At 65.4% G+C, this 25,878-nt stretch carries 27 protein-coding genes and 2 rRNA genes; 14 read left to right on the top strand and 15 right to left on the bottom strand.

The window, feature by feature from the left end:
- The 5 genes from F3J18_RS05970 to F3J18_RS05950 all read left to right on the top strand — a co-directional run.
- Positions 1-96, top strand: a 23S ribosomal RNA gene (locus F3J18_RS05970); the annotation flags it as partial.
- A 187-nt stretch (positions 97-283) separates the two neighbouring features.
- A 5S ribosomal RNA gene (rrf, locus tag F3J18_RS05965) occupies positions 284-397 on the top strand.
- 147 nt (positions 398-544) lie between these two features.
- Positions 545-970: a Cu(I)-responsive transcriptional regulator gene (gene cueR, locus F3J18_RS05960; RefSeq protein ID WP_166911917.1), complete on the top strand. Its 426-nt coding sequence runs from the start codon at positions 545-547 to the stop codon at positions 968-970.
- Between the two features lie 197 nt (positions 971-1,167).
- Positions 1,168-1,314 carry a DUF3563 family protein gene (locus F3J18_RS05955; protein ID WP_013698831.1) on the top strand — a complete coding sequence of 49 codons (147 nt, stop codon included), beginning with the start codon at positions 1,168-1,170 and terminating at the stop codon, positions 1,312-1,314.
- Between the two features lie 224 nt (positions 1,315-1,538).
- Positions 1,539-1,781, top strand: coding sequence for a hypothetical protein (locus F3J18_RS05950; protein WP_148270287.1), 243 nt, complete (start codon positions 1,539-1,541; stop codon positions 1,779-1,781).
- Positions 1,782-1,802: 21 nt separating this feature from the next.
- Here the strand turns inward: F3J18_RS05950 and rlmJ are convergent, their stop codons facing one another.
- Positions 1,803-2,648 (bottom strand): 23S rRNA (adenine(2030)-N(6))-methyltransferase RlmJ, encoded by an 846-nt coding sequence (rlmJ, locus tag F3J18_RS05945; protein ID WP_025100789.1) that lies wholly within the window; start codon positions 2,646-2,648, stop codon positions 1,803-1,805.
- A gap of 113 nt (positions 2,649-2,761) precedes the next feature.
- Entirely contained in the window at positions 2,762-3,733 is a 972-nt protein-coding gene (locus tag F3J18_RS05940; RefSeq protein ID WP_166911915.1) for an aldo/keto reductase, read from the bottom strand.
- Positions 3,734-3,914: 181 nt separating this feature from the next.
- Between F3J18_RS05940 and F3J18_RS05935 the strand changes: the two genes are divergently transcribed.
- Positions 3,915-4,703 carry a 3-hydroxybutyrate dehydrogenase gene (locus F3J18_RS05935; RefSeq protein WP_025100791.1) on the top strand — a complete coding sequence of 263 codons (789 nt, stop codon included), beginning with the start codon at positions 3,915-3,917 and terminating at the stop codon, positions 4,701-4,703.
- Positions 4,704-4,786: 83 nt separating this feature from the next.
- On the opposite strand, the gene F3J18_RS05930 is transcribed toward F3J18_RS05935, so the two are convergent.
- Positions 4,787-5,986, bottom strand: a complete 1,200-nt coding sequence (locus tag F3J18_RS05930; protein ID WP_166911913.1) for an amino acid aminotransferase — start codon at positions 5,984-5,986, stop codon at positions 4,787-4,789.
- Between the two features lie 346 nt (positions 5,987-6,332).
- Between F3J18_RS05930 and uvrB the strand changes: the two genes are divergently transcribed.
- The 6 genes from uvrB to F3J18_RS05900 all read left to right on the top strand — a co-directional run bounded on the left by uvrB (position 6,333) and on the right by F3J18_RS05900 (position 12,394).
- Positions 6,333-8,423 carry an excinuclease ABC subunit UvrB gene (gene uvrB, locus F3J18_RS05925; protein ID WP_036040976.1) on the top strand — a complete coding sequence of 697 codons (2,091 nt, stop codon included), beginning with the start codon at positions 6,333-6,335 and terminating at the stop codon, positions 8,421-8,423.
- A gap of 260 nt (positions 8,424-8,683) precedes the next feature.
- Entirely contained in the window at positions 8,684-9,235 is a 552-nt protein-coding gene (locus F3J18_RS05920; RefSeq protein WP_025100864.1) for an iron transporter, read from the top strand.
- A gap of 67 nt (positions 9,236-9,302) precedes the next feature.
- The gene (locus F3J18_RS05915) at positions 9,303-9,635 is read left to right on the top strand and encodes a cupredoxin domain-containing protein (RefSeq protein WP_025100865.1); all 333 of its coding nucleotides are present in this window, start codon (positions 9,303-9,305) and stop codon (positions 9,633-9,635) included.
- A 57-nt stretch (positions 9,636-9,692) separates the two neighbouring features.
- Entirely contained in the window at positions 9,693-10,535 is an 843-nt protein-coding gene (locus F3J18_RS05910) for an FTR1 family protein (RefSeq protein WP_025100866.1), read from the top strand.
- Positions 10,532-11,932, top strand: coding sequence for a 4Fe-4S binding protein (locus tag F3J18_RS05905; RefSeq protein ID WP_025100867.1), 1,401 nt, complete (start codon positions 10,532-10,534; stop codon positions 11,930-11,932). Before F3J18_RS05910 ends, F3J18_RS05905 begins: the two co-directional genes overlap by 4 nt.
- 54 nt (positions 11,933-11,986) lie before the next feature.
- A complete protein-coding gene (locus F3J18_RS05900) occupies positions 11,987-12,394 on the top strand; it encodes a heme-binding protein (RefSeq protein WP_017920273.1) in 408 nt (135 codons plus the stop codon).
- Between the two features lie 242 nt (positions 12,395-12,636).
- Here F3J18_RS05900 and F3J18_RS05895 read toward each other — a convergent pair whose 3' ends face one another.
- The 3 genes from F3J18_RS05895 to F3J18_RS05885 form a co-directional block, all read right to left on the bottom strand.
- Positions 12,637-12,879 carry a hemin uptake protein HemP gene (locus F3J18_RS05895; RefSeq protein ID WP_025100868.1) on the bottom strand — a complete coding sequence of 81 codons (243 nt, stop codon included), beginning with the start codon at positions 12,877-12,879 and terminating at the stop codon, positions 12,637-12,639.
- A 154-nt stretch (positions 12,880-13,033) separates the two neighbouring features.
- Complete coding sequence (locus tag F3J18_RS05890) at positions 13,034-13,519, bottom strand: SRPBCC family protein (protein ID WP_013698818.1); 486 nt, start codon at positions 13,517-13,519, stop codon at positions 13,034-13,036.
- A gap of 87 nt (positions 13,520-13,606) precedes the next feature.
- Positions 13,607-14,479 carry a pirin family protein gene (locus F3J18_RS05885; RefSeq protein WP_166911911.1) on the bottom strand — a complete coding sequence of 291 codons (873 nt, stop codon included), beginning with the start codon at positions 14,477-14,479 and terminating at the stop codon, positions 13,607-13,609.
- 112 nt (positions 14,480-14,591) lie between these two features.
- Here F3J18_RS05885 and F3J18_RS05880 point away from each other — a divergent pair, with 112 nt between their 5' ends.
- Positions 14,592-15,596 carry a LysR family transcriptional regulator gene (locus F3J18_RS05880; RefSeq protein WP_013698816.1) on the top strand — a complete coding sequence of 335 codons (1,005 nt, stop codon included), beginning with the start codon at positions 14,592-14,594 and terminating at the stop codon, positions 15,594-15,596.
- 355 nt (positions 15,597-15,951) lie between these two features.
- On the opposite strand, the gene F3J18_RS05875 is transcribed toward F3J18_RS05880, so the two are convergent.
- The 9 genes from F3J18_RS05875 to F3J18_RS05835 all read right to left on the bottom strand — a co-directional run bounded on the left by F3J18_RS05875 (position 15,952) and on the right by F3J18_RS05835 (position 23,441).
- Positions 15,952-16,371: a biopolymer transporter ExbD gene (locus F3J18_RS05875; RefSeq protein ID WP_166911909.1), complete on the bottom strand. Its 420-nt coding sequence runs from the start codon at positions 16,369-16,371 to the stop codon at positions 15,952-15,954.
- A 13-nt stretch (positions 16,372-16,384) separates the two neighbouring features.
- Positions 16,385-17,119 (bottom strand): MotA/TolQ/ExbB proton channel family protein, encoded by a 735-nt coding sequence (locus F3J18_RS05870; protein ID WP_013698814.1) that lies wholly within the window; start codon positions 17,117-17,119, stop codon positions 16,385-16,387.
- Between the two features lie 51 nt (positions 17,120-17,170).
- Positions 17,171-17,887 carry an energy transducer TonB gene (locus F3J18_RS05865; RefSeq protein ID WP_025100871.1) on the bottom strand — a complete coding sequence of 239 codons (717 nt, stop codon included), beginning with the start codon at positions 17,885-17,887 and terminating at the stop codon, positions 17,171-17,173.
- Between the two features lie 230 nt (positions 17,888-18,117).
- A complete protein-coding gene (locus F3J18_RS05860; RefSeq protein ID WP_017920277.1) occupies positions 18,118-18,354 on the bottom strand; it encodes a (2Fe-2S)-binding protein in 237 nt (78 codons plus the stop codon).
- A 155-nt stretch (positions 18,355-18,509) separates the two neighbouring features.
- Positions 18,510-19,376, bottom strand: coding sequence for a glutamate racemase (gene murI, locus F3J18_RS05855; protein ID WP_025100872.1), 867 nt, complete (start codon positions 19,374-19,376; stop codon positions 18,510-18,512).
- 49 nt (positions 19,377-19,425) lie between these two features.
- A complete protein-coding gene (gene bfr / locus F3J18_RS05850) occupies positions 19,426-19,902 on the bottom strand; it encodes a bacterioferritin (protein ID WP_013698810.1) in 477 nt (158 codons plus the stop codon).
- 175 nt (positions 19,903-20,077) lie between these two features.
- A complete protein-coding gene (locus F3J18_RS05845) occupies positions 20,078-21,601 on the bottom strand; it encodes a fumarate hydratase (protein WP_166911907.1) in 1,524 nt (507 codons plus the stop codon).
- An 84-nt stretch (positions 21,602-21,685) separates the two neighbouring features.
- Positions 21,686-22,258, bottom strand: coding sequence for a TIGR00645 family protein (locus tag F3J18_RS05840; RefSeq protein ID WP_166911905.1), 573 nt, complete (start codon positions 22,256-22,258; stop codon positions 21,686-21,688).
- A gap of 280 nt (positions 22,259-22,538) precedes the next feature.
- Positions 22,539-23,441 (bottom strand): DMT family transporter, encoded by a 903-nt coding sequence (locus F3J18_RS05835; protein ID WP_166911903.1) that lies wholly within the window; start codon positions 23,439-23,441, stop codon positions 22,539-22,541.
- 368 nt (positions 23,442-23,809) lie between these two features.
- Between F3J18_RS05835 and acs the strand changes: the two genes are divergently transcribed.
- On the top strand, positions 23,810-25,792 hold the full coding sequence (acs, locus tag F3J18_RS05830; protein WP_013698806.1) for an acetate--CoA ligase: 1,983 nt from the start codon (positions 23,810-23,812) through the stop codon (positions 25,790-25,792).
- The last annotated feature ends 86 nt before the right edge of the window (positions 25,793-25,878 follow it).

The raw sequence follows: 25,878 nt of genomic DNA, 5'->3' as shown, positions 1-25,878 counted from the left end.
AAGGGTCGTTCGAGACCAGGACGTTGATAGGTCAGGTGTGTAAGCGCAGTAATGCGTTCAGCTAACTGATACTAATTGCCCGTAAGGCTTGATCCTATAACCAGTCTGCGCCGATGTTCGCAGGTGCCCATGCACCGCGGCCATCCCGTCCTGAGCATAAGCTCAGGATCTTGGAGCGCGACAGGTCATACAGATTGAGTCTCGTGTGCTGATACACACAACCCCGTTACTACTTCTTCGAGATTGGTCGTGGCGCCCGATGGCGACGCGACAACCCCTTTAGCCTGATGACCATAGCGAGTCGGTACCACCCCTTCCCATCCCGAACAGGACCGTGAAACGACTCCACGCCGATGATAGTGCGGATTGCCCGTGTGAAAGTAGGTAATCGTCAGGCTTCCCCCATGACAACCCCCGTTGCCTCTAGGCAGCGGGGGTTTTGTCTTTCTGCGCTGCCCAAACGCAGCCTTCCATGCCTATCCCCTTGCGCACAAGCATCTTCTCATCGCGCTAAGATCTGGAAGAACTTGATCAGGAGGGCAACGTGAATATCGGTGAAGCCGCGCGCGCATCGGGCGTCAGCGCAAAGATGATTCGTTATTACGAAAGTGTCGGCCTGATCGAGCCGGTCCAGCGCACCGATGCGGGTTATCGCACTTACGGCGGCAACGAGGTCCATCTGTTGAAATTCATCCGGCAAGCACGTCGCCTTGGTTTTCTTGTTGACGATGTGCGCAAGCTTCTGGCGCTCTGGCAGGACCGTGCGAGAGCAAGTGCAGAGGTGAAGGTGATCGCGCTCGAGCACGTATCGGAGCTCGATAAACGCATCGCCGAACTGACCGATATGCGCAATACGTTGGCAAAGCTCGCCGCCCACTGTCACGGCGACGATCGTCCGGACTGCCCGATCCTCGAGGAACTGGCTGCCCCGAATGAGCACCATTATGGTGCGATGCGACAACAATTATGACCGCGTCTTTTCCCAATATCTCCTTGAAAATCAAAGGGTTGATGGAGGTGTCGGTCAATTATTCCAAATCGGCATGCCACCCATTCGTGCATTTCATTAGCAAACTGGTGCGCTCTCGCTATAATTCGGGATAACCCTATACGGGATATCCCTTATCCAGATTCACCGAGGGATCTCAAACTTCCTTGGAGAGCATCATGGTTGCCTACATCGTTGAAAAGCTGAGCTACTGGTTCGAATCCGCTGAACGTGAGCGTCGCGAAGCCTACCTGGCCTCGTCGAGCGACATCGTTCAACTCGAGCAGCGCATTCGCGCCCTCGAAACGAACGGCTACTCGCTGTAAGTCGTACCGGCGTCGGTCGCATGCGCTGAGCATGCGAAGCATGAAGAGCCCCGAAATTGTCGGGGCTTTTGCTTTTTGAGGCTCCGGGTGTCTAGCGCGTGCTTGGGGAGCGGCTGTATCGTTTCGACATGGACACGACAGCGAGGATGGATGGCATGAACCAGGGAATCTCTTTCCACCGCGCCGGAGCTCGGTGTGCCTGGATGGCTGCGATGCTTGCCGCGATGGCCGGGGGCGGCCATGTGATGGCGAAGGAAGATCGGCCACCAGTTGTGCTCGACACGCAAACCGGTATCCACGACGGCCGTTCAGGTGTCGTGTTGCAGACCGCTCCGCTGAATCCGGCCCCGATTGTGGCGCCTGCGCAAATTAGGCAGCCTGCACAGTTGCCGCAGGACAATCAACAAACGCCGTTGATCGTCGCTCCCTATATTCGCGTTCCAACCGATTCAGGGCCGCGCCGATAAGACAAATGCTGGGCGTGCTTATCAGGCGCTGCGCAGCTCGATGCCGAACTTAGCACCGCCGTCCTGGCCCAATGTCTCGACCAGGTATGGCAGGGCTTCTCGCATCGACTCCGCCAGCGTGTAGGGTGGATTCAGAATGAACATCCCGCTTCCATAAAGCCCGAAGCCGTCAGCTGGCGGGTTGCTGACGGTCAGAGTCAGGTGCAGCCAGTTGGTCGTCTGCAGGCGCTTCAACTGATCCGGGAACCGCTCCGATTCCGGGCGTTTCACCTGCGGATACCAGATCGCATAACAGCCGGTCGAAAAGCGCTTCAAACCTTCTTCCACGCACGTGATCGTCCGGGCGTAGTCACGCTTGTCTTCATACGAAGGATCGATCAGCACCAGGGCGCGCCTCGGCGCGGGCGGCAGCAGTGCCTTGAGTCCTTCGAAGCCGTCGGCCGCGAAAATCATCGCTCGACGACCTGCATCGCGGAAATTGTGCCGCAGAACGCCGATCTCGGTGCTGTGCGCCTCGAACAGCCGCATCCGATCCTGTTCACGCAGCAGGCGCCACGCGAAGTAGGGCGAGCCAGGGTAGAAGCGCAGATCCGGGGTTTCATTGCAGGCGCGAATCTCGGCGACATAATCGGCCAGGGCAGCCGGCAGGTCATCGGCATTCCACAGCTTCTCGATGCCGGTCTCGTATTCGGCCGTCTTGGCGGCGAAACCTTCGTCGAGCGCATAGATCCCGGCGCCGGCATGCGTATCGATATACCAGTACGACTTGTCCTTCTTGTTCAGGTAATGAAGCAACTGGACGACGACGGCGTGCTTCAGCACGTCGGCATGGTTGCCGGCATGGAATGCGTGGCGATAACTGAACATGGCAGGATAAGACGATAGAAAATCGGATTCGATGGCGTGAGCGCGATGCCGGCGCCACCAAGGCGGCGCCGGCCCGCGGGACTCGCGCGGCCGGGTATTGTACGCGACCGTGCCTACTGCGCCTGGTCGCCGACGATTTCCTCGATGCGCTGCTTCAATTCCGGCGTGATACGTGCGGCAACCTCGATGGCCTTCATGTTCTCGCCGATCTGCTCGACACGCGAGGCGCCGGTAATCACGGTGCTGACGTTCGGATTCTTGAGCGTCCAGGCGATCGCGAGTTGGGCGAGCGTGCAGCCGAGCTCGTCGGCGACCTTCGCGAGCTTGCCGACGGCTTCGTTTTTTGCCGGATGTGTCAACTGCTCGCGCAGCCAGTCATAACCCTGCACCGCGGCCCGGCTGCCGGCCGGTACGCCGTCGCGATACTTGCCGGTCAGCAGCCCGGAAGCCAGCGGGCTCCAAGTAGTCAGGCCCAGGCCGATGTCCTCGTAGAGCCGATGGTATTCCTGCTCGACGCGGCGGCGATGAAACAGGTTGTACTGCGGCTGCTCCATCACCGGCTTGTGCAGATGATGCCGCTCGGCAATCTCGTAGGCGGCCCGGATCTCGTCGGCGCTCCATTCCGAGGTGCCCCAATAGAGCGCCTTGCCGCGCGCGATCATATCGCTCATCGCCCAGACCGTTTCCTCGGTCGGCGTGTTCGGATCCGGCCGATGACAGAACACCAGATCGACGTAATCCAGTTGCAAGCGACGCAGCGAGCCGTCGATCGCGTCCATCAGGTACTTGCGATTCAGCGTGTGATACTGGTTCGGCGCTTCCGCCAGGCCCCAGAAGAACTTGGTCGACACCACGTAGCTGACGCGCGACCAGCCGAGCGCCTTCAGCGCCTCGCCCATGATTTCCTCGGACTGCCCCTTCGCATAGACTTCGGCGTTGTCGAAGAAATTGATGCCGGCGTCACGTGCCGCGGCCAGCGACTCGCGCGCGGCTCGATGATCGACCTGGTTGCCATAGGTGACCCACGAGCCGATCGACAATTCGCTGACCTGCAGCCCGGACCGGCCCAACCGCCTGTAATTCATCGTCACTCTCCTCGAATTTGGGACAGCGGCTAGCTTAGCCCGTTTGCCGACAGCATGCAGGAGGCTTCATGCACAATAGCAGCGCCGCGCCTGCGGCGGCACCTGGCCGAACGGCCGGCTTGTCGCGCAGGGCCCGGCAATGATTTCATTGGATCTGAGCACTGAATCGGGAGACGTCGAAATGGATTCGAAACTGGACGGCAAGGTTGCCGTGGTCACCGGCGCCGCAAGCGGCATCGGCAAGGAAATCGCGTTGGAACTGGCCAGGGCGGGCGCCGCCGTGGCGATCGCCGACCTGAACCAGGACGGCGCGAACGTCGTGGCCGAGCAGATCAAGGCGGCCGGCGGCAAGGCGATCGGCGTGGCGATGGACGTCACCAACGAGGACGCCGTCAATGCCGGCATCGACAAGGTCGCCGCCGAGTTCGGCTCGGTCGACATCCTGGTCTCGAACGCGGGCATCCAGATCGTCAATCCGATCGAGAACTACTCGTTCTCGGACTGGAAGAAGATGCAGGCGATCCACGTCGACGGCGCCTTCCTGACCACCAAGGCCGCGCTCAAGCACATGTACAAGGACGATCGCGGCGGCGTGGTGATCTACATGGGTTCGGTGCACTCGCACGAGGCCTCGCCGCTGAAGTCGGCCTACGTGACGGCCAAGCACGGCCTGCTGGGTTTGGCGCGCGTGCTGGCCAAGGAAGGCGCGAAGCACAACGTGCGCTCGCATGTGGTGTGCCCGGGCTTCGTGCGCACGCCGCTGGTCGACAAGCAGATCCCCGAGCAGGCCAAGGAGCTCGGCATCAGCGAGGAGGAAGTGATCAAGCACGTGATGCTGGGCAACACCGTCGACGGCGTGTTCACCACGGTGGAAGACGTCGCCAAGACGGTGCTGTTCCTGTCGGCCTTCCCGAGCGCCGCGCTCACGGGCCAGTCCTTCATCGTCAGCCACGGCTGGTTCATGCAGTAAGGCCTGCATCGCACCAATGAAAAACGCGCTCCGCAGAGCGCGTTTTCGAGGCAAACCGGCGCGATCCGATCGCGCCGGCAGGCTTACTTCAGGACGGCGGCAACCGCGGCCGCGACCGCGTCGATGTTGCGCGTGTTCAGCGCGGCCACGCAGATCCGGCCCGTGCTGACGGCATAGATGCCGAATTCTTCGCGAAGGCGGTCGACTTGCGCCGCGGTCAGGCCCGAGTACGAGAACATGCCGCGTTGCGCGTTGATGAAGCCGAAATCACGATCCACGCCGCTTGCCTTCAGGCGTTCGACCAGGCCGTTGCGCATCGCGCGGATGCGATCGCGCATCTCGCCCAGTTCCTGCACCCACGAGGCGTACAGCTCCGGCGAGGCCAGCACGGCCGAGACCAGGGCGCCGCCATGGGTCGGCGGGTTCGAGTAGTTCGTGCGGATCACGCGCTTGAGCTGCGAGAGCACGCGCGTGGCTTCGTCCTTGCTCGAGGTGATGATCGACAGCGCGCCGATGCGTTCGCCGTACAGCGAGAACGACTTCGAGAACGACGAGGACACGAACACGTTCAGGTCGGCCGCCGCGAACAGGCGCACGGCCGCGGCGTCGGCTTCGAGGTCTTCGCCGAAGCCCTGGTAGGCGATGTCAAGGAAGGGCACCAGTTGGCGAGCCTTAACGACCTCGACGACCTGCGCCCATTGCGCGTCGTTCAGGTCGACGCCGGTCGGGTTGTGGCAGCAGGCGTGCAGCACGACGATGGTGCCTGCCTCGTAGCTGTTCAGCGCGGCGAGCATCGCGTCGAAGTTCACGCCGTGGGTGGCCGCGTCGTAGTACGGGTAGGCCTCGACCTTGAAGCCGGCCGTCTCGAACAGCGCGCGGTGGTTTTCCCAGCTCGGGTCGCTGATCGCGACCTTGGCGTTCGGGTTCAGCGTGCGCAGGAAGTCCGCGCCGATCTTCAGCGCGCCGGTGCCGCCGATGGCCTGTGCCGTCACGACGCGGCCGGCCGCGATCAGTGCGGAATCCTTGCCGAGCAGCAGCTTCTGCACGGCCGCGTCATAGGCGGCGATACCGTCGATCGGCAGGTAGCCGCGCGGCAGGCCGGCTGCGACGCGTGCCTTTTCCGCATCGGCCACGGCGCGCAGCAGCGGGATCTTGCCTTCCTCGTTGGTGTAGACGCCGACGCCGAGGTTCACCTTGGTCGGGCGCGTATCGGCATTGAACGCTTCGTTGAGGCCCAGGATCGGATCGCGGGGCGCAAGTTCGACAGCGGAGAAGAGCGACATGATGATTTCGCAGCAGTAGTGGTGAAATGAAATCAGGGTCCGGTTCCCACGCTTCCCATGCCATGACGGGGGCGGGCCAGCGGACGGCGCCGATGCCGGGGCGAGCGGCGCGAATCCGGCTATTGTAGCGAATTGCGGCCTGGTTTCGGCCAAAGCCGGGGTGTCGTTGCAGGTATCGGTGGCGCGAAACGGCCGTCGAACGCGTGTTGGAGCCCCGGGGCAGACATCCTTGGAGGAGGCCCCTAGCGTCCTGGCGTCGATATCGCGGCAGGCTGCGCCTAACGGTCAGCCCGCTATTGACCGAAGCGCTAAAATACTCTTTTGCACGCGGCCAGGCCCTCGATCCATGTCCGAACACTCCCCTGAAGTCTCCGCTGAGCTCGACGAATCGAAGTTCGTGGCATTCGACGGTTCGCCGTTCCAGCTTTACCAGCCGTATCCGCCGGCGGGCGACCAGCCCACCGCGATCGAGACGCTCGTCGAGGGTGTCGAGGACGGCCTGTCGTTCCAGACGCTGCTCGGCGTGACGGGCTCCGGCAAGACCTTCACGATGGCGAACACCATCGCGCGGCTCGGCCGCCCGGCCATCGTGTTCGCGCCGAACAAGACGCTCGCCGCGCAGCTCTATGCCGAGTTCCGCGAGTTCTTCCCGCGCAACGCCGTCGAGTACTTCGTTTCGTACTACGACTACTACCAGCCGGAAGCCTATGTGCCGCAGCGCGACCTGTTCATCGAAAAGGACTCGTCGATCAACGAGCACATCGAGCAGATGCGCCTGTCGGCCACCAAGAGCCTGATGGAACGGCGCGACGTGGTGATCGTCGCGACCGTCTCGGCGATCTACGGTATCGGCAATCCCTCCGAGTACCACCAGATGATCCTGACGCTGCGCGCGGGCGACCGGATCGGCCAGCGCGACGTGATCGCCCGGCTGATCGCGATGCAGTACACGCGCAACGAGCAGGACTTCCAGCGCGGCACCTTCCGCGTGCGCGGCGACACCATCGACATCTTCCCGGCCGAGCATGCCGAGATGGCCGTGCGCGTCGAGCTGTTCGACGACGAGGTCGAGACGCTGCAGCTGTTCGACCCGCTCACCGGCCGGGTGCGCCAGAAGATCGTGCGCTTCACCGTCTATCCGTCCTCGCACTATGTGACGCCGCGCGACACCGTGATGCGTGCCGTCGAGACCATCAAGGACGAGTTGCGCGAGCGACTCGAGTTCTTCCACAGCGAGAACCGCCTGGTGGAGGCGCAGCGGCTCGAGCAGCGCACGCGCTTCGATCTCGAGATGCTGCAGGAGCTCGGCTTCTGCAAGGGCATCGAGAACTACTCGCGGCACTTCTCGGGCGCCGCGCCCGGCGAGCCGCCGCCGACCCTGGTCGACTACCTGCCGTCCGACGCGTTGATGCTGCTCGACGAATCGCACGTGCTGATCGGCCAGCTGAACGGCATGTACAACGGCGACCGCGCGCGCAAGGAAAACCTCGTCAACTACGGCTTTCGCCTGCCTTCGGCGCTCGACAACCGGCCGCTGAAGTTTCCCGAGTTCGAGCGCAAGATGCGGCAGGTGGTGTTTGTCTCGGCCACGCCGGCCGACTACGAGACCCGTGTGTCGGGCCAGACCGCCGAGCAGGTGGTGCGGCCGACCGGCCTGGTCGACCCCGAGATCGAGGTGCGGCCGGCCACCACCCAGGTGGACGACGTGCTGGCCGAGATCAACGAGCGCGTGAAGGCCGGCGAGCGCGTGCTGATCACCGTGCTGACCAAGCGGATGGCCGAGCAACTGACCGAATTCCTCGCCGATCACGGCGTGAAGGTCCGCTACCTGCACAGCGACATCGACACGGTCGAGCGTGTGGAGATCATCCGCGACCTGCGGCTCGGCACCTTCGACGTGCTGGTCGGGATCAACCTGCTGCGCGAGGGGCTCGACATCCCCGAGGTTTCGCTGGTGGCGATCCTCGATGCGGACAAGGAGGGTTTCCTGCGCGCCGAGCGTTCGCTGATCCAGACCATCGGCCGGGCCGCGCGCAACGTCAACGGCAAGGCGCTGCTCTACGCCGACCGCATGACCGATTCGATGCGCCGCGCCATCGACGAGACCGAGCGCCGCCGTGCCAAGCAGATCGCGCACAACGAGAAGCTCGGCATCACGCCGCGCGGCGTGGTCAAGCGCATCAAGGACATCATCGACGGCGTCTACAGCGCCGACGAGGCGCGCGCGGAGCTGAAGGAGGCGCAGCAGCGCGCCAAGTTCGAGGACATGTCCGAAAAGCAGTTGGCCAAGGAAATCAAGCGGCTCGAGAAGCAGATGGTCGACTACGCGAAGAACCTCGAATTCGAGAAGGCCGCGCAGACGCGCGACCAGCTCGCGGTGCTGCGTCAGCGCGTGTTCGGGGCTAACGTCGGCGATCACGTCGAAGGCGCGAACTGACATTGTGCATAGGCGTGTGCCGCTCGCCGATCCGTCCCTCCCCAGGGCTGGGTCGGCATATTCCATTCCGCCTATCGGATTCTTCCGAAATCCTTTCCATATCAAGGGCTTGAATTTCTTCCCTGTTTGTTCCCCGCGAGATTCGATGCTACACTCCCGAATTATTGAGAATGGTTCGCATTAACGTTCTTAAGTATCCCCGCCGCCCGGCACGAGACCGGGCGACGTCAATCGATCTGACGATAAAAAGAGGAGTGTCAATGTTCGCTTCATCCTTCACCCGTAGTGGTGTCGCACTTGCCGCGGCCCTGGTCGCGATGTCGGCGTCGGCCGCCGAGTATCCGATCGGCAAGCAGCAGATCCAGGGTGGCATGGAGGTCGGCGCGGTCTATCTGCAGCCGATCACGATGGAGCCGGAAGGCATGATGCGCAAGGCATCGGATTCCGACATCCACCTCGAGTCCGATATCCATGCGGTGAAGAACAACCCGACCGGTTTCGCCGAAGGCGACTGGATGCCTTACCTGCAGGTCGAGTACAAGCTGACCAAGCAGGGCGACGCGAAGTGGAAGGCCGAGGGCATGCTGATGGGCATGGTCGCGAACGACGGCCCGCACTACGGCGACAACGTCAAGCTCGCCGGCCCGGGCAAGTACCACCTGTCGCTGACGGTGAAGCCGCCGATGCAGATGGGCAACATGGCCTTCGGCCGTCACGTCGACAAGGAAACCGGCGTCGGCCCGTGGTTCAAGCCGTTCACGCTCGAATACGATTTCCCGTTCGCGGGCATCGGCAAGAAGGGCGGTTACTGATCGCGTTCCACCGCCGGGTGATCCGGCCGGGCGGCATCGCGCGATGCCGCCCTCCACGAGAAGCACAATGACATTCCCCAAGATACTCGCTGTCGCATTCGCCACCGCAGCGCTCGCCGGCACGGCCCAGGCGGCCGACCTGCCCACCTTCCAGCTCGAGATGGCCGATGGCGTGCTCAAGCCGGCCCGCATCGAGGTTCCGGCCGGCCAGCGTATCAAGATCGAGGTTCGCAACACCGGCCGCGGCGCCGTCGAGTTCGAGAGCGTCCAGCTGCGCAAGGAGAAGGTGCTCGCGCCGGGCGCCGAGTCCTTCGTGGTGATCGCGCCGCTGTCGCCGGGCGAGTACAAGTTCTTCGACGATTTTCACCAGCAGGCGCAAGGCGTCATCGTCGCGAAGTAGTTCCGATTTATCGTGCGGCCGCGGATGTCCCGCCGCGGCCGGGACACGGAGGTTTCAATGGGTCAAATCATGTTCATCGTCTGGCGCGAGAGCGTCGAGGCGCTGCTGGTCGTCGGCATCCTCTATGCCTGGCTGAAGAATGGCGATGCCGAGACGCGTCGCGGCCTGCCGTATCTGTGGCTCGGCGTGGGCGCCGGGCTGCTGATGGCGTTTGGGCTTGGCGCCGCGCTGGTTGGCTTCACCGAGGTGCTCTCGGGCGACGCGCAGGACTATTTCCAGACCGCGATGGTGCTGATCGCCTGCGTGCTGATCGTGCAGATGGTGATCTGGATGAAGAAGCACGGGCGCACGCTCAAACGCGAGATGGAGCAGTCGCTGCAGGAAACCACCAAGACCGCCAACTGGTGGGGCGTGGCCGTGCTGGTCGCGCTCGCGATCGCGCGCGAGGGCAGCGAGACGGTGATCTTCCTCTACGGCCTGGGCTTCGGCCAGACCGGCCATGTCGGCGGCGGCCAGGTGCTGGCGGTGGTGATCGGCCTCGCGCTGGCGCTGCTGACCTTCTACGTGCTGCAACTCGGCGGCAAGGTGTTTTCCTGGCGGCTGTTCTTCCGCGTCACGGAAATCATGCTGCTGTTCCTCGGCGCGGGCCTGTTCGAGGCCGGCGTCGACAAGCTGATCGACAAGGAGATCCTGCCGCTCGGCATCTCGCAGCTGTGGGATACCTCGGCGATCCTCGACGATTCGAGCACGGTCGGCTCGCTGGTCGCCACCTTGACCGGCTATCGCGCGCATCCGGCGCTGACCAACCTGGTGGCCTACGTGCTGTACTGGGTGGTGGTGTACGCGCTGCTGAAGCTCGCGACGCGCCGCCCGGCCGCGACGGCGGGGCGGCCCGCATGAGCACGCCGGTCGGCGGCGCGCGCTGGAGCCGGCTGTCCGAGGCCGGCCATTGGATGCAGCGCCATGGTGCGCTGATCCGCGGCATCCAGTGGGTGGTGGTGGCCGTCTATGCGTTCCTGATCCTGGTGCCGGCCTTCACGCCGCTGCCCGACGACACCGCCCATCTCTGGAACAACCTGACGCTGGCCGCGCAGTTCGTGTTCTGGGGCATCTGGTGGCCTTTCGTGCTGCTGTCGATGGTGATGTTGGGGCGCGTCTGGTGCGGCGTGCTGTGTCCCGAAGGGGCGCTGGCCGAATTCGCCAGCCGCTTCGGGCGCGGCCGCGCCATCCCGCGCTGGATGCGCTGGGGCGGCTGGCCCTTCGTCGCCTTCGGCATCACCACCATCTACGGTCAGATGGTCAGCGTCTACCAGTATCCGCGCGCGGTGCTGCTGGTGCTGGGCGGCTCGACCTTCGCCGCGATGGTGATCGGCCTGCTCTACGGCCGCGAGAAACGCGTCTGGTGCAAGTACCTGTGCCCTGTCAACGGCGTGTTCGCGCTGCTCGCGCGGCTCGCGCCGCTGCGCTTCAAGGTCGACGAAGCGGCCTGGCGCCGCTCCTACACGCAGGGCGAGCATGGCCACCGCGTGATCCCGATCAACTGCGCGCCGCTGGTGCCGCTGCGCAACATGAAGGGCGCCGCGGCCTGCCATATGTGCGGCCGCTGCAGCGGCCATCGCGATGCGATCGCCCTGACGATGCGCTCGCCGTCCGAGGAAGTGGTGCAGCTCGGCGACGCGCAGGCCAGCGCCTGGGATACCGCGCTGATCCTCTACGGCCTGCTCGGCGTGGCGATCGGCGCCTTCCACTGGAGCGCCAGCCCCTGGTTCGTGACCATCAAGCAATGGCTGGCCGGCTGGCTGATCGACCATGACATCACCTGGCCCCTGGAGACCAATGCGCCGTGGTTCCTGCTCACGCATTACCCCGAGCAGAACGACGTGTTTTCCTGGCTCGACGGCGGCCTGGTGGTGTCCTACATCGTCGGCACCGGGCTGGTCTACGGCACCGCGCTGCTGATCGTGCTGTCGGCCGCCACCGCGATGCTGGGGCGTTTCGAGCGCGTGCGCCTGCATCACCTGACCCAGGCACTGATCCCGCTGGCCGGCGCCGGCGTGTTCCTCGGCCTGTCGGCCACCACCTTGTCGCTGCTGCGCGCCGAGCACCTGCCGCTCGACTGGGCCTCGCCGGTGCGCATCTCGATCCTGGTCGGCTCGAATCTCTGGAGCGCGTGGCTCGCCTGGCGCGTGACGGGGCGCTACGCGAGCTGGCCGCGCCGGCTTGCCGCGATGCTCGGCTTCGCACTCGCGCTGGCGATCGTCGACAGCGCCTGGTGGCTGATGTTCTGGGTGTTCTGACACGCCGGCGCGTTATCATCGTCGGCCCAGCGAACCAGCCATCGAGGAGCCGCGATGAGAACCAGGCCGGTACTGACCAGTGACGATGTCAAACGCATGGCGGCCGCCGCGGAAGCGCACGCGGCCGCCAATCAATGGGCCGTCACGATCGCGATCTACGACGACGGCGCCCATCTCCTCTACCTGAACCGCATGGACGGCGCGGCCCCGAGCACCGTCGAGATGGCGCTCGCCAAGGGCCGCGTGGCCGCGCTCGGCCGTCGCGACAGCAAGCTCTACGAGGAAGTGATCAAGCAGGGGCGCACCGCCTTCCTGAGCGCGCCGCTCACGGGCCTGATCGAGGGCGGCGTGGTGATCCAGCTCGACGGCGAATCGCTCGGTTCGATCGGCGTGTCGGGCGTGAAGTCGGAGCAGGATTCCGAGGTCGCGCGGGCCGGCATCGCCGCGCTGACGGCGGCCTGATCAGGTTCCGGCAGGCGCCCCCGGGGTACCCCGCGCGTTTTCAGCCCGCATGAAAAAAAGCGACGTGCCCGTCAGGCACGTCGCTTTCGTCTATCTGCATGAGAACCAAAAAAATGGCTTGGCTTGCTGTAGCGGCTGCTTGAGTGTGGTTGCACGAAGGGGTCTAGATCTCGCGTGCAAGCCGTTACGGCTGGCTAGTGCCCAACACCTCTCAGGGAGGTGGTCCCCACAATACTCGGTACTTACTTCGTCAGGATCAGCTTGCCCAATCGCGTGGCGCGCAGCTGGTAGGTCTCGCCGTTGTGCATGATCGAGACATGGGTCCGACCTTGCAGCAGTGTGTCGCTGAACACGACCCGCTGATTCGAATCCGCGCTGTCCGCGGATTCCGCCTTCGTGACAGCCGCGACTTTCGTCCGGCCGCCGGGAGCCGCGCTGCCGGTGCGGCGCAGGGTAAGCGTGGAAGGGCGCATGAGTTCGGTCATTCGGTTGGCGGTGAATCAGTGGTGTGTCGATGGAATGAATTCTAAATGATAATTATTCCCATTTACCAGCGATGATTTTTGATCGGAACTTGAACTTCGATAGCTTTTGATAAAGTGCTCCGGCGGCCCGTGCAAGGCCGCCGGAAGTGGGTCTTCAGTGCAGCGGATCGGGGTCGCGCCGGCCTTGCGCGTATTCGCGGATCAGGCGAACCGTGTCGATATCGGCGGTGCGATAGGCTTCCTTGACGATCCCCTGGGTCTGCCGCGCGTCCTCGCTGTCGGCCGTCTCGGGCAGGGTGGTGCGGTACTCGAAGCGCAGGAACAGCTCGGCGTCGGCACGCTCCTCGATGGTCATGGTCAGTGAGCCGCCGATCTCGCCGTCGGCGGCATGGATGTCGTAGCGGACCTGATGGTTCGGCGTGAAGGTCACGCGGTCGCGAATCGTCGCCTGGCCGAAGTGCAGTTCGCGCTCGAGCACGGTGTCGGTGCGCGACTGGATCTCGCAGCTGTCGAGCCCGATCACGAACAGTTGCGGCTGTTCGGCACGCAGCACGAGGCCTTCCCAGAGTTGCTCGCGGGTCAGCGTCGGCAACATCGGGTTGTCCGACGCGTTGATCTGGATCAGGTGTTCAAAATTCAAGGCAGGGGCTTCCTTCGGTCGACGCGGCGCTCAGCCGCAAGAAGCCTGCATTTTGACGCAATTCCCGGGCGACGTCCGGGGCCGGGCTCAGCGGCAGATCCGGCCCATCCGGCCGGCCTGGTAATCGGCGACCGCATCGAGGATGTCCTGCTCGGTGTTCATCACGAAGGGGCCGTAGCGCACGATCGGCTCGCCGATCGGCTGGCCGCCGAGCAGCAGCACCTCGAGCGGTGCATCGCCGGCGGCGATCTCGATCGTGTCGCCGTCGTTCTCGAACACGATCATCTGCTGCGGGCCACTGACCTGCCGGCTCGCGCCATAGTGGCCGGCACCGGCGATCGGGTAGGCGAACACGCGGAATTCGCGCGGCACCGGCACGGCGAGCCGCGCCTCGGGCTGCAAGGACAGATGCAGGTAGACGAGCGGCGTCTGCGTCTCGACCGCGGCCCTGGCGCCGAAGGCCTCGCCGGCGATCACCCTGATGCTGCCGCGGCCGTCCTCGGACAGCACGCGCGGGATATCGGCCGAGGCGATCTCCTGGTAGCGCGGCGCGAGTTTCTTGTCGGCACGGCGCAGGTTCACCCACAGCTGGAAGCCGTGCGCGCGACCACCGGCTGCCGCGAATTCGGGATCGGGCATTTCGCTGTGAATCAGCCCCGAGCCGGCCGTCATCCACTGCACGTCGCCGGCGCGTAATTCGCCGCTATGGCCCGCCGAATCGCGATGACGGAAATGTCCCTCGAGGATGTAGGTCACGGTTTCGAAGCCGCGATGCGGATGATCGGGCGCGCCGCGGGCCGTGCCGGGCGCGTACTCCACCGGCCCCATTTCGTCGAGCAGCAGGAACGGGTCGAAGTCGGCCAGCAGCCGTGTGGGGAACGGGCGATGAACCTGGAAACCGGCGCCTTCCGTCGCCCGTAATGACGGATAGACGCGCTGGATCGAGCGCGATACGGGCATCGTATATTTTCCTGAATGATCGATTGAGCGAAGTCAAAGTTATTATATGGATCGGCCAGCGGATTACTTCCGCGCGATCCGCAATGGATCGTTCTGCAATTGGAACGATGAAATGAATATCGACGCACACAATCTGAACGACCTGATGTACTTCTCGCAGGTCGTCGAGCACGGTGGTTTCTCGGCTGCCGAGCGTGTCCTGGGAATCTCGAAATCGCGCCTCTCGCGGCGGCTGACCGAGCTCGAGGCGACGCTCGGCGTGCGCCTGCTGCAGCGCTCGACGCGCAAGCTGGCGCTGACCGAGGCGGGGCAGTTGTTCTACCAGCACTGCCAGGCGATGCTGGCCGAGGCGCAGGCGGCGATGAACGCGGTGCAGCAGTTGCGGGCCTCGCCGCGCGGCACCGTGCGCGTCAGCGTGCCGGTCACGCTCTCGCAGACCATGATGTCGCGGCTGCTGCCCGAATTCCTCCGTCGATATCCCGAGGTACGCGTGCAGGTCCGCGTGACGAACCAGGTGATCGACCTGTTCGAGGATTCGATCGACATCGCGCTGCGGGTGCGCTCCGAGCCGCCCGAGAACGCCAACATCGTGGTGCGGCCGCTCTGGCGCACCGAGCAGATGCTGGTCGGCTCGCCGAGCCTGCTGGGGCAGAATGCACCGCCGCTGGTGCCCGACGACCTGGTGCGCTTCGAGACGCTCGACACGCCCTCGGGCGACGGCCGCCACGTGTTCAACCTGATCGCGCCCGACGGCACGCGCCACGTGCACGAGCACGAGCCGCGGCTGGTGACGGCCGACCTGATGACGATCCGCGAGGCGGTGCTCGACGGGGTCGGAATCGCGGCGCTGCCGGAGATGATGTATGGCGGCGCGTTGCGAGCGGGGCAGTTGTCGCCGGTGATGCCGGGCTGGACCTTGCCGGTGCCGCAGCTCTACGCGGTGTTCGTGTCGCGCCAGGGGATGCCGCCGGCGGTGCGCTCCTTCGTCGACTTCCTGGTCGAGAAGCTCGACCGCGACTATCGCGAGCCCGAATGTCCCGAGCGCGACGAGAAGCACAAGCAGGCCGCCAAGGCCGCGAAAGCCGGCAAGCCGGCCGAGTCGGGCATCGTCGCCTGAGGCCGGATCGCTTTTGTCATTGAAGCGTCGCCTGCAATCGCGAGATTCAATCGGGGCTCGCTTGAATGCCCGCGCGACGCGGCCTATATTGAAATCCCATTTCGCGAAGGGATGTTCCGAGCGAATCCGGTGGCCGCATATATTGCGAGCCAGATAGGGCAGAACGCGCAAGTCCGTGCAGACCACGGCGTGCCGCATTGCGTTGCTCCAGGCGCCTGACGCCGCCGAAGAGCCCGCCGCCCGAAGGCGCCCGCGTGCGCATCAAAAAAGGCCTTCATCCTGCGATGAAGGCCTTTTACTTTGGCGCGGACAAGACGCCGCGAACCGATTGATTCGTAGTGCTTGGAAATCGCGCCTACTTCTTCGCCTCGGTCACGAAACCGAGCTTGGTCAGGCCGCCGGCCTGCGCGGCCGACATCACCTCGGCCACGTGCTCGTAGGCGATCTTGCGATCGGCACGGATATGCAGCTCCGGCTGCGGATCGATGCGCGCGGCATCGGCGATCTTCGCCTCCAGCTCGGTCTGGCTGACCGCCTGGTCGTTCCACATGATCGTGCCGTCGCCCTGGATCGCCAGGTCGATGGTCTTGGGCTTCTCCTCGACCTTCTGGCTGCTGGCGTGCGGCAGGTCGATCTTGACCGCGTGATGGATGGCGGGAAGCGTGACGAGGAAGATGATCAGCAGCACCAGCATGACGTCGACCAGCGGCGTCATGTTGATCTCGTTCATCAGGCCATCGTCGTCGTCGTCGCCGAACGAGGAATTCATTGCCATGACGTGACCTCGCTCAGTTCGCGCGCGTGGTGGCGAGGCGGATCGAATCGCGCTTCTTCGCCGAGGCGAGGCTCGAGCCCGTCACGAAGTAGGCGTGCAGGCCGTGCGCGAAGCGACGCAGCTTGGTGACGATGCCCTTGTTGGCGCGCGTCAGTGCGTTGTAGCCGAGCACTGCCGGAATCGCCACGAACAGGCCGAAGGCGGTCATGATCAGCGATTCGCCGACCGGGCCCGCGACCTGGTCGATCGAGGTCTGGCCGGTCGCGCCGATCACCAGCAGCGCGTGATAGATGCCCCACACCGTGCCGAACAGGCCGACGAAGGGCGCCGTGCTGCCGATCGAGGCGAGGATCGCCAGGCCGCTCTGCATGCGCGCGACGCCGTCGTCCATGGTGTCCTTCAGGCAGCGCGTGACCCAGTCCGACACGTCCATGCGGTCGTGCAGGTGCGGCTGCGTCTGCTGATGATGCTCGGCCGCTTCCTGGCCGGCCAGCGCGAGCGCGAGGAAGGGGTTGTCCTGGGTGGTCGGCGAGGCGTCGCGCAGCTTCTGCACGCCCTTGTCGAACTCGTCCGAATGCCAGAACGATTGCTCGGCGTTCTTCATCAGGCGGCCGAGGCGCATCACGTTCCAGCCCTTGACGATGATCACGAGCCAGGAGAGGACCGACATGATGAGCAGCGCGATCGCGATGAAGCGCGTCACGAAATCACCTTGCGCCCAGACGTGCGCGATACCGTAGCTTTCCATTTCCTTTCCTTTGTTTGAATCCGGTGAGACTGAATCGGGGTTCGGGGGCGATCACTCGCCGTCGAGATTGAACTTCATGACCTGAGTGTAACGGGCACGTACCGGCTGGCCGTTCTCGATATAGGGCTTGCACGACGAGGCGTTGATGGCGTCGAGCGCGGCCGCGTCCAGGCGCGGGAAGTCGCTGCTCTTGGTGACGTGCGCCTTCTCGATCTGGCCGCCGACGCTGACCTCGAAATAGATGCTGACGGCGCCGGTTTCGCCGCGTCGCCGCGACAGCGTGGGATAGGTCGGCTCGATGATCTGGCAGGAGATCTTCGGCCCGGCCGCCGGCGCCGCGATGGCCAGCGTCGGCCGCGGGGCGGGCGGTGCCGCCGGAGTGGGCGGCGCCGGGGGCGCGGGCGGAGCCGGCGTCGGTTCCGGCGCCTCGATGGCATGCTCCGACGGTGCGGTCGCCACCGGCAACGGCGTCGGCTTGGGCTTGAGCACCGGCTTGGGCACCACCTTCGGCTTGTCCACCGGCTTGGGCGGCTGCGGCGTGGGTTTCGATTCGACCGCCACGGGCGTGGGCGCCGGCTGCGAGATCAGCTGCACGGTCATGGTCGATTCGAGCTTGGGCTGCGGCAATTCCTTCGGGGGCATCAGCAGCGCGACGGTGATCAGCGCTGCATGGCCGAGGACCACGATGACGGCCGCGGTGACGAGACGGCGATTGAAACGGGGGGCGACCGGAGCGGGTCCGGTCGGGATGGAAGTCGAGGCCTGCATGTCTGCCAGTCTAGGCGGCGGCGCGTGGCGCGCCGGCCGCGAGGTCGTGCATTACTTGCGGAAAATCAGCAGCGAAATGCACAGGGTGGTTACGAATCCGATCAGCAATTCCATCACAGCTCCTTGGCGGGTGGCCGCTGGCTAGCGATTTGCAGGCTCGCTGACGGAAAGGTCAAACAAAGGCGCGGCCGGGTGGAACAGGCCGCGCGCGATAGCGTTGCTGTCGGTGCTCAGGCTGCCTTGCGTTCGTAGAACACCACGGGCACCGCTTGCGTGTGCGAGGCGACGCCGCAGTGGCTTTCGCAGATGCCGTGCTCGGCCATCAGTTCGCGAACCGATTCCTCGCACTTGCCGCAGCAACTGGCGACGCCGAGCTCGAACTGCAGCTCGTCGAACGAGGCGACGCCTTCCGCCAGCGAGGCACGGATCTTTCGGTCGGACACGGACTTGCACACGCAGACGATCATGATGAGCGCGATAGCTAACGTTAATGCGAATTATTATCATTATATTCGCGCGGCTTGGCAAGCCTGCTCCGCGGTTTTTTGTAACAAATCCAGGTGCTTAGCAGGGGATTGGCAAAAACGTCATGGCGCCGTGGCAGGGCGCCAGGCAGGCGGGCTCAGGCCGGCAGGGCCGTGTCGGCGCAACGCGGCGAGGCGATCGCGACGGTTTCGGCCGGCGCGTCGAGGCCCAGCAGGGCGGCCGCGAGCGCCTGCAGGCGGCTGCCGTCGTCGGTCGAATACAGGCGCGGCGGGCGGGCCGCGGTGCCGGCCGGCGCGCGCAGGCCGTGGTCGTCGAGCACGCGGGCGAGTTGTCGCGCGATCGCCTCGCTGGTGTCAATCAGGGTCAGACGATCCTGCGTCAACTCGCGGATCGTTGCGTCGAGGAAGGGGTAATGGGTGCAGCCGAGCACCAGCGTGTCGGCGCCGGCGGCCAGCATCGGTTCGAGGTAGCCGTCGAGCAGGGCGCGCAGCGTGGGCGAGCCGGTGTCGCCGCGTTCGATCGCCTCGACCAGCCCGTGGCCCGGTTGGCGCAGGAAGCGGCAGTCGGCCGCGTAGCGCTCGATCAGCGATTCGAAGCGCGCGCTGCGCAGCGTCGCCGCGGTGGCCAGCACGCCGGCCACGCGGCTGCGCGAGGCCAGGGTGGCCGGCTTGATGCCGGGCTCGACGCCCACCAGCGGGATCGCGAGTGTCTCGCGCACCACGGCGATCGACTGCGCGGTGGCCGTGTTGCAGGCCACCACCAGCGCCTTGGCGCCGCGCGCGGCCAGCCATTCGCCGATCGCCAGCGTGCGTTCGATGATGAAGGCGTCGTCGCGCTCGCCATAGGGTGCATGGCGCGAATCGGCGACGTAGACGAAGGATTCCTCGGGGAGCTGCGCGCGCACGGCGCGCAGTACCGAGAGACCGCCCAGCCCGGAATCGAAGATGCCGACCGGCGCGGCGGTGGTGGAGTCTTCTGACGCGAAGTCTGTCGGGCTGGACATGTGGGGGTGAAGCTGGCGGATGGCGATCCGCCATATTACGACGCCGTGCTCAGCTCGGCGAGCCCATCATCGACTGCTGGTAGTTCTGGATGCCGATCTTGCCGACCAGGTCGATCTGCGTCTCGAGCCAGTCGATGTGTTCCTCGGTGTCGTCGAGGATCTTCTGGAACAGTTCGCGCGAGACGTAGTCGCGCACCGATTCGCAGTAGGCGATCGCGTCCTTGCAGGTGCCCTGGGAGATGTACTCCAGCTTCAGGTCGCACTTCAGGATCTCTTCGGTTTCCTCGCCGACCAGCAGCTTGTGCAGGTCCTGCAGGTTGGGCAGGCCGTCGAGCATGAAGATCCGTTCGATCAGCCAGTCGGCGTGCTTCATCTCGCCGATCGACTCGTCGTATTCGTGCTTGCCGAGCTTCTCGAGACCCCAGTGGCGATACATGCGCGCATGCAGGAAATACTGGTTAATCGCGGTCAATTCATTCTTCAACTGAGCGTTGAGAAACTCGATGACTTTCTTGTCGCCTTGCATGGCCGTTCCTTCCTTCGTGACATAGGGTTACGGACACGAAAGATAAACGCTGGAGGGCCAAAAGCCAAGCCCTAAATGCCTGAATATTCGAATATTTCTGGATAATGAGAATGATTAAGAATAAATCAGGCCGGATTGAAATCCGGCCTGAAAATCATTCTCGTTTACTGCGGATTCACGCAGTCGCGACCGGGATTTTTCCGATCTTCGCCTGCCATTCCTTCGGCCCGGTCTGGTGCACCGAGGTGCCCGAGGAATCGACCGCCACCGTCACCGGCATGTCGACCACGTCGAACTCGTAGATCGCTTCCATGCCGAGGTCCTCGAAGGCGATGACCTTGGCGCTGCGGATCGCCTTGGACACCAGGTAGGCCGCGCCGCCCACCGCCATCAGGTAGGCCGCCTTGTGCTTCTTGATCGCCTCGATCGCCACCGGGCCGCGCTCGGCCTTGCCGACCATCGAGATCAGGCCGGTCTGGGCCAGCATGGCCTCGGTGAACTTGTCCATGCGGGTGGCGGTGGTCGGGCCCGCCGGGCCGACCGCCTCGTCGCGCACCGGATCGACCGGGCCGACGTAGTAGATCACGCGGTTCCTGAAGTCCACCGGCAGGCTCTCGCCCTTGGCCAGCATGTCGGCGATGCGCTTGTGCGCGGCATCGCGCCCGGTCAGCATCTTGCCCGACAGCAGCAGCGTCTGGCCCGGCGTCCAGGCGGCCACTTCCTCCGGCGTGAGCGTGTTCAGGTCGACGCGCTTGCTGGTCTCGGTGTTCGGCTCCCAGTTGACCTTCGGCCAGGCGTCCAGCGACGGCGGGTCCAGGCGCGCCACGCCCGAGCCGTCCAGCGTGAAGTGCGCATGGCGGGTGGCCGCGCAGTTCGGGATCATCGCCACCGGCTTGGAGGCCGCGTGGGTCGGCGCCGCCATGATCTTGACGTCGAGCACGGTGGCCAGGCCGCCCAGGCCCTGCGCGCCGATGCCCAGCGCATTGACCTTCTCGTAGAGCTCGACGCGCAGTTCCTCGGCCCAGTCCTTCGGGCCGCGCTTGATCACGTCCTGGATGTCGATCGACTCCATCAGCGATTCCTTGGCCATCAGCATCGCCTTCTCGGCGGTGCCGCCGATGCCGATGCCGAGCATGCCCGGCGGACACCAGCCGGCGCCCATGGTCGGCACGGTCTTGAGCACCCAGTCGACGATCGAGTCGGACGGGTTCAGCATCACGAACTTCGACTTGTTCTCCGAGCCGCCGCCCTTGGCCGCGACCTGCACGTCCACCTTGTCGCCCGGCACGATCTCGTAGTGGATCACGGCCGGCGTGTTGTCCTTGGTGTTCTTGCGGGCGCCCTCGGGCGGATTGACGATCGAGGCGCGCAGCACGTTGTCGGGATGCGTGTAGCCGCGGCGCACGCCCTCGTTGATCATGTCGGTCAGGCTCATGGTGGCGCCTTCCCAGCGCACGTCCATGCCCACCTTCACGAAGATCGTGACGATCCCGGTGTCCTGGCAGATCGGCCGGCGGCCTTCCGCGCACATCCGGCTGTTGGTCAGGATCTGCGCGATCGCGTCCTTGGCGGCCGGGCTCTGCTCGGCCTCGTAGGCGCGGCCCAGGGCCTCGATGTAGTCGAGCGGATGGTAGTAGCTGATGTACTGGAGCGAATCCGCGACGCTCTGGATCAGGTCTTCCTGCTTGATGACGGTCATGGCTGTGACTCAGTGGGGACTATTGGTGATGAAACTCGAAACTCGTGCGGCGGCCGGTCTGCTGCCGGCTCGCCCGCGCGGCGCTCAGGCCGCTTCGCGAGGCGCGTGCGCCTCCTTGAAATGCTTGGGGTGCGTCTGGGTGGTCAGGCGGTCGATCCAGGCCATCACCAGCGCCGACACCAGGAACGACAGGTGGATCAGCACCTGCCACATGATCGCGTGCTCGGAATGCTGGTCGGGATTGATGAAGGTCTTGAGCAGGTGGATCGAGGAGATGCTGATCAGCGCCATCGACAGCTTGACCTTCAGCACCCCCGCGTTGACGTGGTCGAGCCATTCGGGCTCGTCGGGATGGCCCTCGACGCCGAGCTTCGACACGAAGGTCTCGTAGCCGCCCACGATCACCATGATCAGCAGGTTCGAGATCATCACCACGTCGATCAGGCCGAGCACGGCCAGCATGATGTTGGTCTCGTCGAGCGAGGTGGCGTGCGTGAGCAGGTGCCAGACTTCCTTCAGGAACAGGAACACATAGACCGCCTGCGCCACGATCAGGCCGAGATAGAGCGGAACCTGCAGCCAGCGGCTCATGAAAATGAGGGACGGGAGCGGCTTCATCTTGCGGCGGACGTGCGGATCGGTCGGGCGAGCGGACATGGTCGAGCGGCCTCTGGGTGGGCGCGGGTATCGTGGGTGAAGCGAATCTGAAAAAAAGCGCGATATTGTAACGTGCCCGCCGCCGGGACGGCGCCCGGGCGGGAGCGGCTCGCGAGGCGGGCCGGCCGGGGCCGGGGCAGGGCGGCAGGTACGAGACGTGCGCGGGAAGGGCAGGATGAGGCAGGCGGGGGCGATCCGCTTCAGGGCGATCCGCCCGGTGCCGCCCGTTCGCGCCCGAGCGGCCCAGGCGTCCGGGCCGCCGATCTGCCCGCCTCGCGGTTCAGGACGCGGCGGTGGGCGTGCCGCGCGGCTTCAGGCTGGCCAGCAGGATGCCGGTCACCACGCAGGCCAGCGCGAAGCCGTGCGCGAGCGTGGGCCGCTCGCCGAGGAAGGCGATGCCGTAGACGGCCGCCGCGATCGGCAGCACCGCGCTGAACACGCCGGCCAGGCTGCCCGGCACGTGGCGGATGCCGATCATCCACAGGCAGAACGAGAAGATGCTGGCCGACAGCGCATACCAGACCACCAGCGCCCAGGTGCCGGCCGGCACCGCCGCGTAATCGAAATGCGGCAGCGCGAGCAGGCCCAGCGGCAGCATCAGCAACATGCCGAACAGGTGCGTGTAGGCGCAGATGTCGAGCGGGCGCAGCGTCTCGGTCAGGCGTCGCGAGAGGATCACGTAGAAGGACTCGCAGCACACCGCGCCGAGGATCAGCAGGTTGCCGGCGAGCGAGCTGCCGGCCGTGGACGCGGCGCCCGGCGCATGGCCGTTGGCGAGGTTGATCGCCACCACGCCGACGATCGCCAGCGCGATCGACAGCAGGGCGCGGCCGTCGGGCCGCTCGCGCAGGAAGATCCAGGCGAACAGGGCGACCACCGCGGGGATCGTGCTGGTGATCACGCCCGCGGCCACCGCGCTGGTGCGCTGCACGCCGGTGAGCATCAGCAGGGTGAACAGGAAGGTGCCGAACAGCGCCTGCAGGAACAGGTTCAGCCACTCGTCGCGCTTCACGGTGCGCATTTTCGAGGGCCGCCACAGCGGCCAGAGCACCGCGTTGGCGATCACGAAGCGCAGCGTGGCGAGGATGGCGACCGGCACCACCACCACGATGGTCTTGCCGATGCCGACGTTGCTGCCGACCAGCAGCATCGACAGGATGAGGATGAAGGCGTAGCGATTCAAGCTGGAGTCCGGGCGTTGAGTTCAGTTAGGATTGTAACGGCCGGCGCGCCGCGGCCGCCGGCACGGCCGGGCCCACGTAAGAGACGGGTAAGTTGCGAAGCTTATCGTGTCGAACGCGCGAGCGGGCCCCGCGCGATGCGGCAGCGCAGCAAGACAGCGCCCATCGCCATCGCGGCGGCATGCCGGCGAGCGGCCCCGCGCGCCATCACAGAAACACAAGCCAGGACAGCAAGGCCCTCGCCGCCCGGCACCGTTTGCTCGGTGCCGGCGGCCGGGATCAGGAGGCACGGCGCGTCGCGCGCCGTGGAAGCGGCGCGCCCCGGGGCGCGCCGTCATGCAGTGGTTTTACCTTCATCAAGGGGTAGTCGATGTCTGCGATTGATTCGGTTCTTCACGAACGCCGCCAGTTTGCTCCGCCCGCCAGCGTCGAACAGGCGGCCAATATTTCCGGCATGGCCGCGTACCAGGCGCTGGTCGACGAGGCCGGCCGCGATTTCGACGGTTTCTGGGCGCGCCTGGCGCGCGAGGCGATCGACTGGCACAAGCCGTTCTCGAGCGTGCTCGACGAGTCGAACGCGCCGTTCTACAAGTGGTTCGAGGACGGCGAGCTGAACGCTTCGTACAACTGCCTGGACCGTCACGTCGAGGCCGGTCGCGGCGAGCGCGTGGCCGTGATCTTCGAGGCCGACGACGGCAGCGTCACCCGCGTGACCTACGCCGAACTGCTGGCGCGCACCTGCCGCCTGGCCAACGCGCTCAAGGCGCGCGGCATCGGCCGGGGCGACCGCGTCGTCATCTATATTCCGATGTCGGTCGAGGGCATCGTCGCGATGCAGGCCTGCGCGCGGATCGGCGCGACGCATTCGGTGGTGTTCGGCGGCTTCTCGTCCAAGTCGCTCAACGAGCGGCTGGTCGATGTCGGCGCCAGCGCGCTGATCACCGCCGACGAGCAGATGCGCGGCGGCAAGACCCTGCCGATCAAGAGCATCGCCGACGAGGCGATCGCGATGGGCGGCTGCGAGGCGGTCAAGAGCGTGATCGTCTACCGCCGCACCGGCGGCAAGGTCGACTGGCACGAGGGCCGCGACCTGTGGCTGCACGAGATCACCGCGAACCAGCCGGAAAGCTGCGAGCCGGAATGGGTCGGCGCCGAGCACCCGCTGTTCATCCTCTACACCTCGGGTTCCACCGGCAAGCCCAAGGGCCTGCAGCACAGCACCGGCGGCTACCTGCTGTGGGCGGCGCTGACGATGGACTGGACCTTCGACCGCAAGCCCGACGATATCTTCTGGTGCACCGCCGACATCGGCTGGATCACCGGCCATACCTACATCACCTACGGGCCGCTGGCGACCGGCTCGACCCAGGTGGTGTTCGAGGGCGTGCCGACCTACCCGAACGCGGGCCGCTTCTGGAAGATGGTGGCCGACCACAAGGTCACGGTGTTCTACACCGCGCCCACCGCGATCCGTTCGCTGATCAAGGCCTCGGGCGCCGACGAGCAGGCCCATCCGTCGCGCTACGACCTGTCGAGCCTGCGCATCATCGGCACGGTCGGCGAGCCGATCAATCCCGAGGCGTGGATGTGGTACCGCGAAAACGTCGGCGGCAATCGCTGCCCGATCGTCGATACCTGGTGGCAGACCGAAACGGGCGGCCACATGATCACGCCGCTGCCGGGCGCCACGCCCACCGTGCCCGGCTCCTGCACGCTGCCGCTGCCGGGCATCATGGCGGCGGTGGTCGACGAGACCGGCCAGGACGTGCCGAACGGGCAGGGCGGCATCCTGGTGATCAAGCGCCCCTGGCCGTCGATGGCACGCACCATCTGGGGCGATCCGGATCGATTCCGCAAGGCCTACTTCCCCGACGAGCTCGGCGGCAAGCTCTACCTGGCCGGCGACGGCACGGTGCGCGACAAGGACAGCGGCTACTTCACCATCATGGGCCGCATCGACGACGTGCTGAACGTCTCGGGCCACCGGCTCGGCACCATGGAGATCGAGTCGGCGCTGGTCTCGCACGAACTGGTGGCCGAGGCGGCCGTGGTCGGCCGTCCCGACGACATGACGGGCGAGGCGGTGGTGGCCTTCGTGGTGCTCAAGCGTTCGCGCCCGGAAGGCGAGGAGGCGCAGCAGATCGCCAAGGCGCTGCGCGACTGGGTCGGCAAGGAAATCGGCCCGATCGCCAAGCCCAAGGACATCCGCTTCGGCGACAACCTGCCCAAGACCCGCTCCGGCAAGATCATGCGGCGCCTGCTGCGCTCGCTCGCCAAGGGCGAGGCGATCACGCAGGACACCTCCACGCTGGAGAACCCGGCCATCCTCGAGCAACTGACCGAGGCGCGCTGAACCCGAGCCGGCCGGTTTCCTCGGCCGGCGCGCGAAACCGCGCCACCGGACGCGCCCGGCCCGCGCCGCGGCGCGCCGATCCGGCC

This window comes from Burkholderia sp. Ax-1720 (assembly GCF_011753035.1).
GTDB classification, from domain to species: Bacteria; Pseudomonadota; Gammaproteobacteria; order Burkholderiales; family Burkholderiaceae; genus Burkholderia; species Burkholderia gladioli.
Note: the sequence above shows the minus strand (reverse complement) of the source record. Positions and strands in the feature narration are given on the sequence as shown.

Coding starts and splice junctions, on each gene's coding strand:
- F3J18_RS05955 (WP_013698831.1), top strand. CDS start 1,168: ATGGTTGCCTACATCGTTGAAAAGCTGAGCTACTGGTTCGAATCCGCT.
- F3J18_RS05870 (WP_013698814.1), bottom strand. CDS start 17,119: ATGGAAAGCTACGGTATCGCGCACGTCTGGGCGCAAGGTGATTTCGTG.
- F3J18_RS05940 (WP_166911915.1), bottom strand. CDS start 3,733: ATGAATTACAGGCGGTTGGGCCGGTCCGGGCTGCAGGTCAGCGAATTG.
- F3J18_RS05875 (WP_166911909.1), bottom strand. CDS start 16,371: ATGGCAATGAATTCCTCGTTCGGCGACGACGACGACGATGGCCTGATG.
- F3J18_RS05840 (WP_166911905.1), bottom strand. CDS start 22,258: ATGTCCGCTCGCCCGACCGATCCGCACGTCCGCCGCAAGATGAAGCCG.
- F3J18_RS05865 (WP_025100871.1), bottom strand. CDS start 17,887: ATGCAGGCCTCGACTTCCATCCCGACCGGACCCGCTCCGGTCGCCCCC.
- uvrB (WP_036040976.1), top strand. CDS start 6,333: ATGTCCGAACACTCCCCTGAAGTCTCCGCTGAGCTCGACGAATCGAAG.
- F3J18_RS05860 (WP_017920277.1), bottom strand. CDS start 18,354: ATGATCGTCTGCGTGTGCAAGTCCGTGTCCGACCGAAAGATCCGTGCC.
- F3J18_RS05910 (WP_025100866.1), top strand. CDS start 9,693: ATGGGTCAAATCATGTTCATCGTCTGGCGCGAGAGCGTCGAGGCGCTG.
- F3J18_RS05920 (WP_025100864.1), top strand. CDS start 8,684: ATGTTCGCTTCATCCTTCACCCGTAGTGGTGTCGCACTTGCCGCGGCC.
- F3J18_RS05915 (WP_025100865.1), top strand. CDS start 9,303: ATGACATTCCCCAAGATACTCGCTGTCGCATTCGCCACCGCAGCGCTC.
- F3J18_RS05900 (WP_017920273.1), top strand. CDS start 11,987: ATGAGAACCAGGCCGGTACTGACCAGTGACGATGTCAAACGCATGGCG.
- bfr (WP_013698810.1), bottom strand. CDS start 19,902: ATGCAAGGCGACAAGAAAGTCATCGAGTTTCTCAACGCTCAGTTGAAG.
- F3J18_RS05930 (WP_166911913.1), bottom strand. CDS start 5,986: ATGTCGCTCTTCTCCGCTGTCGAACTTGCGCCCCGCGATCCGATCCTG.
- rlmJ (WP_025100789.1), bottom strand. CDS start 2,648: ATGTTCAGTTATCGCCACGCATTCCATGCCGGCAACCATGCCGACGTG.
- F3J18_RS05935 (WP_025100791.1), top strand. CDS start 3,915: ATGGATTCGAAACTGGACGGCAAGGTTGCCGTGGTCACCGGCGCCGCA.
- F3J18_RS05895 (WP_025100868.1), bottom strand. CDS start 12,879: ATGACCGAACTCATGCGCCCTTCCACGCTTACCCTGCGCCGCACCGGC.
- F3J18_RS05845 (WP_166911907.1), bottom strand. CDS start 21,601: ATGACCGTCATCAAGCAGGAAGACCTGATCCAGAGCGTCGCGGATTCG.
- F3J18_RS05885 (WP_166911911.1), bottom strand. CDS start 14,479: ATGCCCGTATCGCGCTCGATCCAGCGCGTCTATCCGTCATTACGGGCG.
- F3J18_RS05950 (WP_148270287.1), top strand. CDS start 1,539: ATGGCCGGGGGCGGCCATGTGATGGCGAAGGAAGATCGGCCACCAGTT.
- murI (WP_025100872.1), bottom strand. CDS start 19,376: ATGTCCAGCCCGACAGACTTCGCGTCAGAAGACTCCACCACCGCCGCG.
- F3J18_RS05905 (WP_025100867.1), top strand. CDS start 10,532: ATGAGCACGCCGGTCGGCGGCGCGCGCTGGAGCCGGCTGTCCGAGGCC.
- acs (WP_013698806.1), top strand. CDS start 23,810: ATGTCTGCGATTGATTCGGTTCTTCACGAACGCCGCCAGTTTGCTCCG.
- F3J18_RS05880 (WP_013698816.1), top strand. CDS start 14,592: ATGAATATCGACGCACACAATCTGAACGACCTGATGTACTTCTCGCAG.